Genomic DNA, 14,919 nt, shown 5'->3' with positions numbered 1-14,919 from the left:
TCTAAGCCTATGCCAGGTGCATTAAATAGATAATTAATGCACCTATCAGCACAGAACAAAACATGGCGGGTGCCACACGTATCGACAGTGATCTGTCACCGGCCATGATTACGATCATCATCTTAACCAGGCTGTTGACGGTTGCAGTGATAAAGATTCCTGCTAGTGCGATAGCCATCTCAATAGATTCAGGTGCCTGACGCCCTAGGGCAAGGGTAATGGGATCTACATCAGTAAGCCCAGCAATGGCTGAGAGCAGCAATGTGCCGGTATCGCCAAACCATTCGGTTAGCGCTTTAGAAAGCACCATTATCAACATCAGAATAAAACCAAACATGACGGCTGAACTGAGCGCCAAAGGGTTACGCTTTGTTTCGACTTGCTTGGTTTCTCCGTCACTGTGTTTTAACCAGATCCATAAACCAGGTAGATAGAAACCAGCCATCATGGCCAGCATAGAGGGCCAAAGCTGATAGGTCAGCGGTGCATTAATAACCAGAAGGACCATCAGTATTCGTGGAAACATGGTGCCGCAGCTAAACAGAATGCCACTGGCCAGCAGAGGACTTAAAGCAGGTTGTGACCGGGAAAGGCTTGAGAACTGAATGGTTAATGCGGTTGAAGAACTTAAGCCTGCAAACACAGACGTAAACATAATACCGCGCCTTGCGCCGCCAATGCGTATCGCAAAGTACCCCAGAAAAGAGATACTTGCGATCAGGACTACCATCCACCAAATCTCATACGGGTTAATTGCATCCCATGGCCCATAGCCTTTATCCGGAAGGATCGGCAGCATGACAATGGAGATCAGCAGCAGCCTTAACCCAGCATCCAGTTCGTACTCTTCGAGTTTTTTTAGTGCCGAATGCATCTCCGGTTTGCCATCAAGAATCAATGCTGTGATAACGGCTGCTGATGCAGCAATAACCGGTTCACCTGAAACAGCCAGCGCGCCCAGTGCATAGGTGATTAATAAGCCGACAATACCGGTTATGCTCACCACATTACTTTTCTGATAGCTGATATAGAAGGCAACAGCCAAAATAACGATAAGGGGGATTAACCCAAAACCGAGCAACCAACTGGAAAACTCCATTGCCAGGGCTGCACAAAGGCCGCCATACAATCCAGTCAGGGCAAACGTTCTTATCCCCGCGACACGGCTACCTTCAGAACTGTGCCTTTGTGACCAGCCCCGTTCTATACCAATAATTAAACCTAAAGCCAGTGCAATAAGAAGTGACCAGAATAGGTTGATTTCTAAAGAGAAAATAGACAGTTCCATGTGGTTAATATTGAGACAGTTCGTGCGTTATCGCCAGTCTGGAAGTATGATTTATTGATTAAGAACAAATCGATAAATTTGAAATGATCAGCGAACAATTAGAAAAACTGTGGGACGAAGCCCGACAAGCGCATGAGAAACTGCAGGCAGAGCATGCGAAAATGGACCCGATCATTGGTGTTAGTCAGCATATGCGTAAACAGGGGATACCCGCGGACGTCATGATGATTGACCATGCCGTTAGCGGAAAACGGATCATCATTATTCTTCATGATCACTATCCTCAGCAAATTCGGTATCAGCTTGCCTGGATCGAGAAAGATCCGGCCAATGAGTTTATCGAGATAGATTTCGCTCAGGTTGATGCAAACCGAATATTCACCTGGATGGTTGAATACTTTATTTAACTGTCATGAATCACTTACTGTACTTATATATTCCTCTGTAGACTGTATCTGTCATTGCAAGCGCCTTTCTTTAATACTGTCATACTCTAGGTATGGAGAAATCAGATGAAAACAATCGGTCTACTGGGTGGAATGAGTTGGGAATCCACAACCAGCTACTATCAGCAGATTAACCGTGGCGTGCAAAAAGAGTTAGGTGGTCTTCACTCGGCAAAAGTCATACTTAATAGTGTCGATTTTGTTGAAATAGAATCGTTACAACATGTAGGCGACTGGCAAGGTACAGCGGATATACTGATTGAAGCGGCAAAAGGCGTTGAGAGAGCTGGCGCAGATTTTGTACTGATTTGTACCAACACAATGCATAAGGTCGCAGATGCCATTCAGGAAAACATTAGTATACCTATCTTACACATCGCTGATGCGACGGCAGAAAAGCTGAAAGCTGATGGTGTGAGCAAGGTGGGGCTGCTGGGTACCCGATTCACCATGGAACAGGATTTTTATAAGCAGCGCTTAACGGACAAGCATGGTATAGAGGTTGTTGTACCTGAAGCTGAAGAAAGGGAAGTCGTGCATAGTGTTATCTATAATGAGCTTTGCAAAGGCCTGATCGAGGATCCTTCAAGAGACCGTTATCTGAAGATTATTAATGATCTCTATAAATCAGGTGCTCAAGCGGTCATTCTTGGATGTACGGAGATTGCCTTATTGGTAAAACAGACAGATACAGCGGTAAAGCTCTATGACACTACTGCCATTCATGCTGATTATGCGGTCTTCTTCGCATTAAACAAAGACCTGTAATTGTTAACCAAGTGATGTTGTGACGAATAACAAACTGATACTGGATCTACGAAGCTATGACAGTGAAACACTCTGTCATCAGCATGATTACCATCAATTGGTACTGCCGGTATTAGGTGGTATGGAGATGTTAGTCGCGGGTAAAGGTCGTCATGTTACGGGCGCTACTGCGGCAATTATTGCAGCAGGTAATGAACACGGTTGTAGTACGGATCAGGACAATCAGTTTATTGTTGCGGATATCCCGGTGGCTCTCGCGCCAGAGTTGGCCCGGTTACCTGAATATATCCAGATGGACCCTGCACTCAGCCACTATGTTAATTTCCTGTATGAACAGATCAATCAGGACCACAGTGAGAAAAGGTCGGGTTCTGCATCCAGCCAGAGACAGATGTTACTTCTGTTACTTCAGCTACTTCAGGAACGTTTTGGTGAGGATGTGAGTATTGATAAGCGGATCAATACGGCGCGTCTTTATCTTGATGAAAACTATGCAGAGCAGATATCTCTAGCATCACTGGCATCGATTGCCCATATCAGCGAACGCCAGTTAACCGAGTTATTCAAATCTCAACTGGGGATGACGCCGAATCAGTATCTGCTGGAAAAACGCATGCAAACGGCTTGGCAGAAACTTGAACAGAGCAACGACAGTATTCAGAAAGTTGCCTTTGAGGTTGGCTATTCGAGTCAGGCAGCATTTAGTGATCGCTTTAAAAAGCATTTTGGTCGTTCACCCAAATATTTCCGATAGTTCGCCGTTTCGCGAAAAATGACTGCAGTTTTACTAAAAACATATCGGTAACTTCCCGTTAGCCTACTAAGGTCTTCAGAAGGAAAGATCTTATGCAAAATTATTCAACAACTGCAGCCACGGCTATCGGTTTTATCTCAATTGTCCTTTGGGGCACGCTAGCGCTACTCACAAAATTAACCGATGGCGCTATTCCTCCCTTACAGCTGATGGCAATGACGTTCTTTCTTGCCTATCTGGGTATGCAGATACGATGGCTATACCGAGGCGAAAGCGGCTTTCGTTACCTTAAACAACCCAAAAAAGTGTGGTTGGTTGGCATAGGCGGTTATCTGAGTTATCACTTTTGTTACTTTGCTGCGATGGCGAGAGCGCCTGCTGTAGATGTTTCGCTGATTGCGTACCTCTGGCCACTGTTTATTGTTCTCTTTTCTGCACTTCTTCCGGGAGAGAACCTTAAGGTGAAACATACCTTAGGTGCTGTTCTAGCGCTGACCGGTTGCGCGTTAATTATCACCCAGGGTGGTAACGGGTTAAGTTCTGAATACGCAGCAGGCTATCTGTTTGCAGCAGCTTGCGCCCTTATCTGGTCAAGCTATTCTGTATTGACCCGTTTAATTAGTCAGGTCTCAACCGGTATTGTTGGCTGGTATTGTTTATTCACCGCAGTTCTCGCGGCTATTGCCCATTTTATCTTCGAGCAAACAGTGCTACCTGAAACTTCAATACAATGGATAGGGATTGTGGGTTTGGCTCTGGGGCCAATGGGGCTGGCATTTTTCACCTGGGACTATGGGATGAAGCGAGGCAATATCCAACTACTTGGGGTTTTAAGCTATTCAGCGCCCCTGATCTCTACACTGTTGCTGGTTTTGTTCACCGATGAACTGTTAACCAAGACATTACTCGTTGCATGCCTGCTGATTGTTATTGGTTCAGTTATAGCAGGTGTTAAGTTTGAGAAGAAGGCACATATAAAAACTTGATCTAATGTAATAACTGGGTAGAATGCTGGCTCATTTCATTGGGGTAAACCCTATGTTATTTAGGTGATTAGTGAACAGATCTGTAATTAATCCATGGTGGGTTGTTGCTGCGGCCTTCATAATTTTAGGCTGCAATATGGGGATCCGTTTAACCACGGGTCTGTTGCTACCTGAAATCAGCATAGATCTAAGTGTTCCGACATCGGAGATTGCATTTGGGTTTGGTGTACAAAATCTTCTATGGGGTGCGGTGTCGCCGATCGCGGGTATGATGGCTGAACGTTATGGAACAGCCAAGATACTGATTGCGGGAACAGTTATCTTTATTGCAGGAATGTTTTGGGCGGCCTTAACGGAAAGCAGTTTGGGTTTCTTTTTCGCTAACGCCATTCTTATTGGGATAGGCGTTGGCGCAACAACTTTCCCTATAGTGCTTGGTGCTGTAGGTAAGCGCTTTCCTGCAAAGAAAAGAACATTTGCTCTGGGTATAACCAGTGCGGGAGGTTCACTAGGTCAGTTTTTCTATGCGACGGCACTAAACCAAACGGATGCGTTTCTGAATTGGTCTGAGATCTTCATGTTGTTTGGCGCTTCCATGGCGATCATTTTTATTGCCTGTTGGTTTATGAAAGATCCTGCCGCTGAACAAGGGAGCTTAAAAGAAGTAAAAGAACCTACAAAACTATTTAATTGGCAGGCCATTGGTGAGGCGTTTAAAAACCGTGACTATCAGCTCCTCAACTTAGGTTTCTTTGTCTGCGGTTTTCATATAGCTATGATGACTGTGCATATGGCAGGCGTAGTGAGTTACTGTGGGCTACCACCAGAAATGGCTTCCAGTTCATTGGCTGTTATTGGTTTGGCTAATGTTGTCGGGGTAATCATTGCCGGTTGGGCGGGCGACCGTTGGCATAAGCCCTGGTTATTACTACTGGTCTATTGGCTACGTGCTTGTCTCTTGATGCTGCTGTTATTTATTCCGATGAATACAGCACTTTTCTATACTTTCTCTGTATTAATGGGCGTGCTCTGGCTATCTACGGTACCGCTGACTAGTGGGGCGGTTGCCCAGATATTTGGCACACAGAACTTGGCATCACTATTTGGATTTGTGATGTTGAGTCATCAGATAGGTGCATTTGTCGGGAGCTGGTCGGGAGGCATCATATTTGATACTTATGGTTCTTATGAGCTTGCACTAGTGATTAGCGCGGGTCTTGGAATACTGGCTGCGGCCGTTCATCTGCCCATCACGCCTAAAAGGCTTTCTGCATATCAGGCGAATGCATAAAAAAAGCTCGTTTCTGTCATCGCAGAAACGAGCCAAAGCGGTCATTTAGGAGAATTAAGCAACAGCACTCTTGGATCGGGGTTGAGTGCTAACTCCTGCTAATTAAGTATCTCTCTTTATCTTGCATATGTATAATCGATTGAATTTATCATTAGCATAGATGGGCTCTATGAAATGGAGATTCGCCAGCTTAAGCACTTTATCGCAATTGTAGAAACCGGCAGTTTTACGCGTGGCGCGGAAAAAGTTCACATATCGCAACCTTCGATTTCCTCTTCGATCAGCAAACTTGAAGACGAGCTTGGCGTTACGCTTTTTACCCGCGGTAGGAAACAAGCGCTGCTTACCGTACAGGGTGAGAAGTTTAAAATCTCAGCGCAGCGTATTCTTAAAGAATATGGTGCTGTAAAAACCTCTTTTCAGGAAAATACTGAAGCAATCCATCTCAAACTTTGTGTCGCTTCAAACTATCCACTACCCAAGCTATCTTCGCTTCTGGCTGATTTTACTGAATTGGTCCCTGATCTTTCCTTCAGTATCACAGACACGGCACCGGATAAAATGCTCAGCGCAGTGGGCAAGGCTGAGTTTGATATGGCTTTTGGTATTACCTACGAAAATGAGCGACTGCCACAAGGGGCACGTGCGCTGATATTAGGTGAAGAATCCTATGGGGTTGCGGTGCCTTTCGATAACCATTTAGCGCAACGTGACAGTATCAGCCTTATGGAGCTAATAGATGAGCCTGTTATTGAAATCAGGCGCTGGGAATATAGAAACGTCGTTATTCAGCGTTTAAAAGATGAAAACATCAAACTTAATGTAAAGCATCGGGTTGATCAGTACTCAAGGGCGCTCTCATTAGTTAAATCAGGTTTGGGTATTACCGTTACGGCGTCAGGCCTGATAGAGGAGGGAGTTAAATTTATACCTTTTAATGAATCTGGAATGCGGCGTCGTTTAACGCTGTTTGTTTCGCCAAGTGCTGAAAGTTTTATTAGAGATAACCTCAGTTCTTGTATTAAGGGATCTTGATGGACAGTACTGGAGCCGTTCAATGAACGTCTCCAGAATACACGCTATCTATCTGATAGCTGCGTTATAACCTGACGTAGTATTACTGTTAACCCATATCTCTACACGTCGATTACGTTCGCGACCGATTCGAGTCTGATTTGATGCGATCGGTGCAGCTTCCCCCATGCCCAGTGTTGTTTGGATATTTATCCCACGTGCGAGTAGTGCTCTTTCAACGGCTTTTGCGCGTTGAAGAGAGAGTGAAGCATTAGCCGCAGGGTCACCGATACTGTCTGAGAATCCGATAAGCATGGCTTGCTGCCCTGGATTCTTTTCAAAGAAATCTACAACACGCTGCAGATCACGCTCGGCTTTGTTATCCAACTGAAACGTCCCGCTGTGGAATCGGAAGTTCAAAGAAAGGCGATCCGCATTGGCGATGGCAGCAAGATAATTCTGCGGAAGGCTCGCCGTCATCATCGGTTTTGTTTTATAGATATTTTGCGAGATGAACCCGGCTTCTTTTACAACCTGCTGACCTGCTTCTGAAAGCACGAAAGTGATGAATTTATGTGCTTGAGAATCCGTATCAATAGTAGACGGCTCATAGATATAGAGTCGTCTTACCAACGGATAGTCTTCTGTGGAGATAGTAAATGTTGTCGGATAGATTGGATTACCATTTCTATCATCTGATATAGCCAGTGCTTTTGATCGCAGTACATAAGGAAGGCCAATAAAACCGATGGCTCCGGGCGTCTTGCTCACCTGGTCTGATAGTTCGACACTGGACTCGATTCTAACGGCATTTTCAACAAGTTTAACGCCGTGCTTCTTAAGCACCATGCTTTTAAACGAATCCCAGGTACCGGAATTAGTGTCGCGGGCAAAGACTTTAACAGGTGCATCCTGACCACCGAATTCCTTCCAATTGACTGCATTACCAGAGAACAACTTAGCCAATTGTTCCGTGCTTAGGTTATCTATTGGATTTGAAGGATTTACGATCACCGCTAGACCATCCATTCCTATAATATGTTCAGTGCTCTTTGAACGCAGGTTTCCATATTTTGGCCCCAGTTGTTTTAGCTCTTTGTCTTTAATTCGGCGTGAGGCCATCGCTAGATCTGTCTGGTTCTGATCAAGGGCTTTAAAACCTGTACTGGAGCCGTGAGCATGAATTGGAATCATCGATTCTGCATCATCACCAGCTAGCTTAAGTTTGATGTTGTTTTCAACCTCGACATCAGTTTTCTCGATGCTGATTTGGCTAGCACCTTCGCTTTTATAGAAGGCTTTTATTAACTCTGGAGCTAACACTTCGCCAATCGTGTTTGAGCCGTAAAGCCTGAATAAAGGTTTTTGGGGTTCGGGTTTTAGTACTTCGGGAATCTGGGCAACTATTTTTTCTGTAATCGTTTGGTCTTCAACTGACTTAGCAGGGCTTAGTTCTTCAATCGACTTTTCTGTTACTAAGGCAGATGTATTACCAGAAAGCGACGGCCTCTCAGATGACTTCTTGATGACCATGGGCTTAACATCTGCGATTGTCGGGTCATCGGCACTGTCATCAAAAAGCATATAGCCAAAACCTGATACCAGTAGAACAATAAGTGCGAAGGCCAAATAGGCAGTAGTGTTACTCGCAGGTTTGACTTCAGGGGAGGTAAGTATTTTTTCTGAAGGCTGATCGGGTACTTCCACTTCTTTTGCCAGGTCTAAACGTTCATTTTGCAGAAGGTCCTTGTAGATCTCTTCAAGTGCCTTACTAAAATGCAGTTCGCTGATATCTACATTGAGCAGTATTGCCTGCCTGTAATCTTGTTCATGGGTGAATCGGTGCAGATCGATTTTATTATGACCATGCTTTTCCAGCTCTCGCTTCAGTTTCCAGATAAGGTCAAATACAGTTGTTTTCACGATACTACTCTCTGTTACTTATGCAGATTCGGAGGACCGATGATTCTAGAAGCAACAGATGTATGAATTGTTACAGGATTAAACAATTGTTTGATCCAGCAAATTTATTGATTACTGCTAATATTATTGGAGAGGAGGGAACTTGCATGCATTTGAAATTAAGTACTTTAATTCTTACTACCTTTTTTTCATGCGCGATATCTGCAGGAACAATTTATACGTGGACTGACAGTGACGGTATTAAGCACTACAGCGACAAACCTCCTCAGGGAGAGGAAAGGTTGGTGGTGCAGGGAGATATTAGAGCTGGAGAGTTGAAAATTGATCGTTTTACTTCAATGAAAACTTACACGCCGCCGACAACAGGTAACTCTGTGAGAAGGCAGGAATCGAAACCAATCACGACTAGTGGTGAAATGATAGCTCCACCTACCAGGCAGTGAGGTGGAGCTTATGTTGATCTATTAACTTCCCCAGCGCCTGACTCGGCCAACATCGAGGTGGATGAAATTGCTTCGAGTATAAAGTCCAACGCCACCGGCTTTTAAATCCAAAGAGGCTTTATGCAGGTCTTTTAGTTCCACACCAGGAATTCTAATGTCTATGGCCTGACCCTTCATGTGGTAACTTTTCTTAGCAACCTTGCTGTTTTTCTGACTTAACATCGCATTGGTTTTTGGTGAGCGATAAGCTGAAATTACATGAATAGGATTGTGCTCGCCAAAGGTTTGTTGCAGTTCATTGAGTAATAACAGCAACTGCTTATCCATATTCATAGCCTGATCGGTACGGTGATCACGCAGAACATGGTTCAGATCAGCCAGGCTGTCATATTGATACTCTCCACCAGCCAAAAATGTACTGTTAATTGATTCCCCAGTATGGAGATTCAATAAAGATAAGGAACGTTCCTGTGGCTTATGGATGTTGGCAATAGCTGGGTTTGAGATAGCAGATAATGCAGAGATACCACCAATGGCTTTAAGAAGCTTTCTTCGAGTAGGGCAGTGCCCATCAGGCTTATACGACATTTAACTTTCATACTATAGATACAGACGGGCTGATTATGACCTAACGATCATGGGTTGTATATAATATGAACAGTTGTTTGCATGAGGATTATTCAGTTTGCTTCAGTTGGGCGATCTCCCAACGATCTTTTTTATAAAGGTCTCTGCGGAAATTTAATCCATTCTCATCGATAAAAGCAGTCCAATAAGTTACATGTAAGTCTATTGTGTCAGGCATATTGATAGTCTTACGTTCAGTGTCGTTAAAGTAGGTGTCTAGCTTTTCTTTTTCCCACCCATGGGTCATACGCATCAACTCATTTGCCAGTGATCTCGGTTTTTCTACTCTGATACATCCGGAGCTAAATGCCCGTGTTTCTTTTTCGAACAATCTTTTAGCACTGGTATCGTGAAGGTATACAGAATAGGGGCCCGTAGTTAAAAACTTAACTGAACCAAGTGTGCCGTTATTACTTGGTGGTTCCCAGAACCTTTGGTAGTTTTCACCTTTATAGAGCTTGTCAAGGTCAACCTGATCCTGACTGAGTATGGTCTTTGAATTACCCCAGCCAGTGACCAGTTTGAGATTCATTTTTTTTAAATATTCAGGGTCTGATTCAAGTTCAGGAACGATATCCTTGTAAGCAATGCTTTTTGGCACATGCCATGAGGGATTAATGACAAGTCTGTTTACTGTGGTATTAAATACTGGCGTCTTACGTTTTTTTTTACCAACAATCGTTTTCATTGAGAGTATTTCAGCTCCGTGTTCAAATAATCTGAGCCGGTATTCTGGAATGTTAACCTGAATGTAACGATCAGAAACGGGGTTGAATGACTTTAATCTATCGATGTTGACAGTAATCTGGAGGGCACGACTGCTCGGTGAGACGTTTAGTTCTCGTCTTGTGGCAGGACCGTAAATACCATCAGCTTTTAAACCATGACGTTTTTGGAACTTAATCAGTGCGTTATGTAGGTCGATACCAAATAAAGGGTCATCCAGTTCACAATGCACAAGTTCATCAAGATCCCCTAGCAGCATTAAGCGCGTTCTTAGTTTTGGTATAACCGTGCTTTCATCGCCAAATCTTAAGAGTTTAGTTTTAAGTAAACTAGGCCATTGATTGGCCAGGGATAATTGCTCTAGGCGTATTTTATGCTCTTCAAGGGCTAAGATCTGTTTTTCTATGCCTTGCGGTTCTGGGGTTTCGGTTAACGACATTGCCCCGGCACTTTCAGTTATCTGTTCAATACCTGAATCTAACAGAGCATAAGTCTCTGCTTCGGCATATGTGTGCGATGCTATCAGCAGCAGCGCGAATGTCTTTACTAATCTGTTCATGTAAATCGCTCCCTGATGGCCTAGGAAGGGACACCTGTTCATTAATTACAGGAAGCCGTTGGAGATTCTGCAAATTTTGAAACTGAAATATTTTCACTAGCATACATGGAGTAGATTAACTACGGCTGAAGGAGTTGGAGAGGCAGATGAGAGGAATTAGAAAGAAACAAGCCCCTGAGCGGGGCTTATTTGAATAGGTCTTTACGAAATGCTGCTATTTATTTCTTCTTATTTTTCAGTTCTTCATTCTCTTTGTAGAACTCATCTTCGTAATAGATACCTTTAACGCTGAGCTTTTTCTCTATCCAGCGGTTGTATAAGGTCCAAAGATAAAAACCAGGTGTCATCATGATCATGACGCCTAGCATCATCCCGGCGCCTGCGTATTCACGAGGAACCTGCTGAATCATCCAGTCAAGGAAGCCGAGTTCTTTACCAGCGTAATACCATAAAATTAAGCCGGCAAAACCAATCGCAACAGCGATATGATGGGGGAGTTTATTTGATTTCTCTTTGCTCATTATTTCTTGTATCGATGTACGCGTAAGCTTGGTAAATAGGGATCAGTTTCAATAACAGAGTCAGCCCTGAACTGCCGGGAACGTTTCTCCGGTGGTGTTAAGGCTGGGGTATTATATTCCGGAAATGGTTTGTCTTCACTCATTGGAAAAAAAAGAGGGAGTGGGCAATTTCTGGCCTTTCTTACCCAGTCAGTACCGCTCCTCCAGGCGATATTAGCTCGTATAACGGGTACTTGATTCTGGATCTGTACCAGTGGTTCTGACTCACTGAGTTTATTTAAAGCTTCAATTTGCATTTGAATGTGAATCTGTCCTGTATCCATCTTCATAAGCCGTTCTAGTGCTTGCTTAACACTCAGTTTCTTTTGGCTTTTACCACTGGTATACCAACTGAAGGTTACTTTGTCAGGGCAGCTTTCCAGGATCGGAAGTGTTCGATAACACTGCTTAAGGTGTAAGCGCGCTAATCCGGATTTGCTCAAACCAAGATTAAGTTCACATGCTCTTTTAAACAGAAAAGGGCCAGGTTCTTTATTCTGCTCACGATAATCTTGTATCGCTTGCTTAAAAAACAGTTTTTTTTGGTTGATCTGTTGAAGTAATGGGATAAATGAAGGAGGGACGCCCACTAAGCCATATTGATTAAGCGTCCTTCTGCCATCGCCTTCTTGCGTGTACCAGATCTGTGTGAGGAGATGAGGTAAGTTTATAGTTTCCGAAGTATCGGGGGTGAACAGCTGGAAAATGACTCGCTGATCATTCAAGAGCAACCGAAGTTCGCTAAGCGCTTGTTCAAGCTGCTCATAAGCATTTATTAGTGCAATATCGCTAGACATTAATCATCAGAATCGTCGTTGGCGAGTTTTTTCCTTTCTCTGGCCTGACTTTCAAAAATCTGTCTTGCCAGGATCATTCGGCAGTTTTCTGGCATACGAATAAATTCTACACTGATAACAAAGCTGCCATCTCCCATTTCGTCGCATCGACAGCATTGAGCGTAAATAAGAACACCAATGCAAGACTCAGGAAAAACGAGCTTAAGTGATAGAAAAGCGCCTTGTTCGATCGCATGATCTTGTCTGAACTGTAGACCGCCTTCAGAAATATTGACTTCCTGAATCGCGGCATTGCCAATCTTCATCTCTGTTGATGCGACTGCTTGAGCTATGCGTTCAATCTTGTCATGGACGATCTTTAGGAAGGAGGAAATATTGCTGTCCTTCTCGGCAATCTTGCGTAGCAGGTGACTACTCTCAGCTTCCATCTCCTGTAACTGACTCAGCAAGAGGAAGTTAGGCGATACATCAAATTGAGTAGGGCTTGGATGTTCAGAGATCTCAGATTCAGAGATTATTTTGAGTTCTAAGGAAACACGTTGCTCTATACGAAAATACTGGCGACGCTCATCAGCTTTCATTGTTAGCCCTCTGCTATATCTGTATTTAAGACCCTATGAAATAGTCTCTGACCGAGTATAAAAAGTATTTTCAAGAAAAGCACCTTCCGAATGGATATTTCGAACGCTTGTTTTTATTAAGCCCTTAAATAACTATTGTTTTGTAAACAGAAGGTTACAGAAACTTTACTAAGTGGTTTGTAAGCTTGAAAGCCTTTTTACTAAGTCTGGTTTCTGTGGTTTAATCGCGCAATGTTTAAACCCTTGTCGATATTTATTGGTTTGCGCTATACCGCTGCTAAGCGTAGTAACCATTTCATCTCTTTCATCTCTATGGCATCAATGCTTGGCTTGATGCTGGGTGTCGCGGCGTTAATTGTTGTTCTTTCCGTTATGAATGGTTTCGACCGAGAGTTGAAGCAACGTATTCTTGGCATGGTCCCTCATGCGACCATAAGTGGTTATGGGAAACCATTGGACAACTGGTCGGAACTCATTGAACAGCTTGAGAGCAATCCAGAAGTTATTGCAGCGGCACCTTTTGTCCAGGCTCAGGGAATGCTTACCAGTCGAGGCGTTGTTCGGGGTGCAATGGTCAATGGGATTAATCCTGAAATAGAGAAAAATGTATCCATACTGGGTAACCACATTGAAAGTGGATCCCTTGACGCGCTCAATGAGCAGCGTTTCGGTATTGTTTTAGGTGAAATTCTAGCGCGATATCTTGGGGCAAAAATTGGCGACAAAGTGACTTTGGTGTTACCGGAAGCCTCTGTCAGTGTTGCTGGAGTTGTACCGCGCCTTAAGCGCTTTACTGTTGTTGGTATTTTCTCTGTTGGCGCTGAACTGGATGCTAATCTGGCTTACATCCATATGCGTGACGCGGCCAAGATTAAGCGTATTGGTGAGGGTGTAGACGGTATACGTCTTAAGTTTGATGACCTGTTTACTGCGCCAACAAAAGTACGCGCCATCGCAGCTGAATTGGATGGTTACTATTATGCTAGTGACTGGACCCGTACTCACGGAAACCTATTTCAGGCAATTCAGCTTGAGAAACGGATGATTGGGCTGCTGCTTTTCCTTATTGTTCTGGTTGCTGCTTTTAATATTGTCTCAACGTTAGTGATGGTTGTAACCGATAAGAAAGCTGATGTAGCTATTCTGAGAACACTTGGGGCTACGCCTGGAAGAATAATGCGCATATTCATGGTGCAAGGTACTGTGATAGGTATCTTGGGTACTTGTCTTGGTACGCTGTTAGGCGTTCTTCTGGCTTTAAACATTGCAGGTATTATCGCCTGGGTTGAAGAAACCTTTGCAATTCAGTTCCTTGATCCTAATGTTTATTTCATAAGTACGTTCCCTTCTGATTTACAGTGGAATGATGTAGGTATTATTACCAGCACCGCACTGATTATTAGTTTCCTTGCAACTATTTACCCTGCATGGCGTGCAGCGAAGACCGATCCGGCTGAGGCATTAAGATATGAGTGATACAAACATTGTCTTAAGCGCAGAGGGTGTCTGTAAAAGCTATAGCGATGCAGGCAATACCGTTGATGTTCTATCCGGTCTCGAGTTTCAGCTTGAGAAAGGTGAGCAGCTTGCAATTATCGGGTCATCAGGTTCTGGGAAAAGCACATTACTGAATATCCTCGGTGGCCTGGATAAACCAAGCAGTGGGCAGGTCATTATTCAGGGGGAAGATCTCCACCAGGGTACTGAAAAGCGCAGAGCGCAAATTCGTAATCGCTCTCTAGGGTTTGTCTATCAGTTTCATCATTTGCTTCCAGAGTTTACTGCTCTGGAAAATGCTGCCATGCCTCTGCTGATGAGAAACCTGCCTCTGTCTGAGGTCAAAGAGGAAGCCGAGAAAGTATTACGCAGCGTTGGCCTGGAAAAACGTCTTCAGCATAAGCCTGCTCAACTGAGTGGCGGTGAGCGGCAGAGGGTCGCTATTGCAAGGGCGCTAATTGGTAAGCCGGCCGTAGTATTAATGGATGAGCCTACTGGCAACCTTGATCGAGGCACAGCGGCACATGTTCAGGATTTAATTGATGGTCTAAATCAGGAATATGATATTGCTTTTACCTTAGTGACCCATGATCCCGAAATGGCTAAAAGAACAGGAAGAATCCTGGAATTGAAGGATGGCAAGCTGGTTGAGAGGTAAC

At 44.0% G+C, this 14,919-nt stretch carries 16 protein-coding genes; 9 read left to right on the top strand and 7 right to left on the bottom strand.

Going from position 1 to position 14,919, the window contains the following annotated elements; translation table 11 throughout:
* Positions 1–7 precede the first annotated feature (7 nt).
* A complete protein-coding gene (locus MED92_RS01980; RefSeq protein WP_007019791.1) occupies positions 8–1,288 on the bottom strand; it encodes an MgtC/SapB family protein in 1,281 nt (426 codons plus the stop codon).
* 83 nt (positions 1,289–1,371) lie between these two features.
* On the opposite strand from MED92_RS01980, the gene MED92_RS01975 reads away from it, so the two are divergent.
* The 6 genes from MED92_RS01975 (at position 1,372) to MED92_RS01950 (ending at position 6,568) form a co-directional block, all read left to right on the top strand.
* Complete coding sequence (locus MED92_RS01975) at positions 1,372–1,695, top strand: hypothetical protein (protein ID WP_007019790.1); 324 nt, start codon at positions 1,372–1,374, stop codon at positions 1,693–1,695.
* A 105-nt stretch (positions 1,696–1,800) separates the two neighbouring features.
* On the top strand, positions 1,801–2,502 hold the full coding sequence (locus MED92_RS01970) for an aspartate/glutamate racemase family protein (protein ID WP_007019789.1): 702 nt from the start codon (positions 1,801–1,803) through the stop codon (positions 2,500–2,502).
* Between the two features lie 19 nt (positions 2,503–2,521).
* Complete coding sequence (locus tag MED92_RS01965; protein WP_007019788.1) at positions 2,522–3,256, top strand: AraC family transcriptional regulator; 735 nt, start codon at positions 2,522–2,524, stop codon at positions 3,254–3,256.
* Positions 3,257–3,348: 92 nt separating this feature from the next.
* Positions 3,349–4,242, top strand: coding sequence for an aromatic amino acid exporter YddG (yddG, locus tag MED92_RS01960; protein ID WP_007019787.1), 894 nt, complete (start codon positions 3,349–3,351; stop codon positions 4,240–4,242).
* Positions 4,243–4,312: 70 nt separating this feature from the next.
* Complete coding sequence (locus MED92_RS01955) at positions 4,313–5,533, top strand: MFS transporter (protein WP_040661439.1); 1,221 nt, start codon at positions 4,313–4,315, stop codon at positions 5,531–5,533.
* A gap of 174 nt (positions 5,534–5,707) precedes the next feature.
* Positions 5,708–6,568 (top strand): LysR family transcriptional regulator, encoded by an 861-nt coding sequence (locus MED92_RS01950; protein ID WP_007019785.1) that lies wholly within the window; start codon positions 5,708–5,710, stop codon positions 6,566–6,568.
* Between the two features lie 48 nt (positions 6,569–6,616).
* On the opposite strand, the gene MED92_RS01945 is transcribed toward MED92_RS01950, so the two are convergent.
* Positions 6,617–8,470 (bottom strand): substrate-binding domain-containing protein, encoded by a 1,854-nt coding sequence (locus MED92_RS01945; protein ID WP_007019784.1) that lies wholly within the window; start codon positions 8,468–8,470, stop codon positions 6,617–6,619.
* 86 nt (positions 8,471–8,556) lie between these two features.
* Here MED92_RS01945 and MED92_RS01940 point away from each other — a divergent pair, with 86 nt between their 5' ends.
* The gene (locus MED92_RS01940) at positions 8,557–8,913 is read left to right on the top strand and encodes a DUF4124 domain-containing protein (RefSeq protein WP_162010844.1); all 357 of its coding nucleotides are present in this window, start codon (positions 8,557–8,559) and stop codon (positions 8,911–8,913) included.
* Between the two features lie 21 nt (positions 8,914–8,934).
* On the opposite strand, the gene mepK is transcribed toward MED92_RS01940, so the two are convergent.
* The 5 genes from mepK to MED92_RS01915 form a co-directional block, all read right to left on the bottom strand.
* Positions 8,935–9,501, bottom strand: a complete 567-nt coding sequence (gene mepK / locus MED92_RS01935; protein ID WP_007019782.1) for a peptidoglycan L,D-endopeptidase MepK — start codon at positions 9,499–9,501, stop codon at positions 8,935–8,937.
* Positions 9,502–9,589: 88 nt separating this feature from the next.
* A complete protein-coding gene (locus MED92_RS01930; protein ID WP_007019781.1) occupies positions 9,590–10,825 on the bottom strand; it encodes a L,D-transpeptidase family protein in 1,236 nt (411 codons plus the stop codon).
* Between the two features lie 218 nt (positions 10,826–11,043).
* Positions 11,044–11,346 carry a hypothetical protein gene (locus MED92_RS01925; RefSeq protein ID WP_007019780.1) on the bottom strand — a complete coding sequence of 101 codons (303 nt, stop codon included), beginning with the start codon at positions 11,344–11,346 and terminating at the stop codon, positions 11,044–11,046.
* Positions 11,346–12,182 (bottom strand): hypothetical protein, encoded by an 837-nt coding sequence (locus MED92_RS18335; protein WP_007019779.1) that lies wholly within the window; start codon positions 12,180–12,182, stop codon positions 11,346–11,348. The genes MED92_RS01925 and MED92_RS18335 overlap by 1 nt, the downstream gene beginning before the upstream one ends.
* Complete coding sequence (locus MED92_RS01915) at positions 12,182–12,763, bottom strand: PilZ domain-containing protein (protein ID WP_007019778.1); 582 nt, start codon at positions 12,761–12,763, stop codon at positions 12,182–12,184. The genes MED92_RS18335 and MED92_RS01915 overlap by 1 nt, the downstream gene beginning before the upstream one ends.
* Before the next feature lie 231 nt (positions 12,764–12,994).
* Between MED92_RS01915 and MED92_RS01910 the strand changes: the two genes are divergently transcribed.
* Both MED92_RS01910 and MED92_RS01905 read left to right on the top strand, forming a co-directional pair.
* Positions 12,995–14,239, top strand: coding sequence for a lipoprotein-releasing ABC transporter permease subunit (locus MED92_RS01910; protein ID WP_007019777.1), 1,245 nt, complete (start codon positions 12,995–12,997; stop codon positions 14,237–14,239).
* Positions 14,232–14,918 (top strand): ABC transporter ATP-binding protein, encoded by a 687-nt coding sequence (locus MED92_RS01905; protein WP_007019776.1) that lies wholly within the window; start codon positions 14,232–14,234, stop codon positions 14,916–14,918. The genes MED92_RS01910 and MED92_RS01905 overlap by 8 nt, the downstream gene beginning before the upstream one ends.
* Position 14,919: the final 1 nt, after the last annotated feature.

The organism is Neptuniibacter caesariensis (assembly GCF_000153345.1).
In the GTDB taxonomy this organism is placed as follows: domain Bacteria; phylum Pseudomonadota; class Gammaproteobacteria; order Pseudomonadales; family Balneatricaceae; genus Neptuniibacter; species Neptuniibacter caesariensis.
The sequence above is the reverse complement of the archived record's forward strand: the minus strand, read 5'-3'. Positions and strand labels throughout refer to the sequence as shown.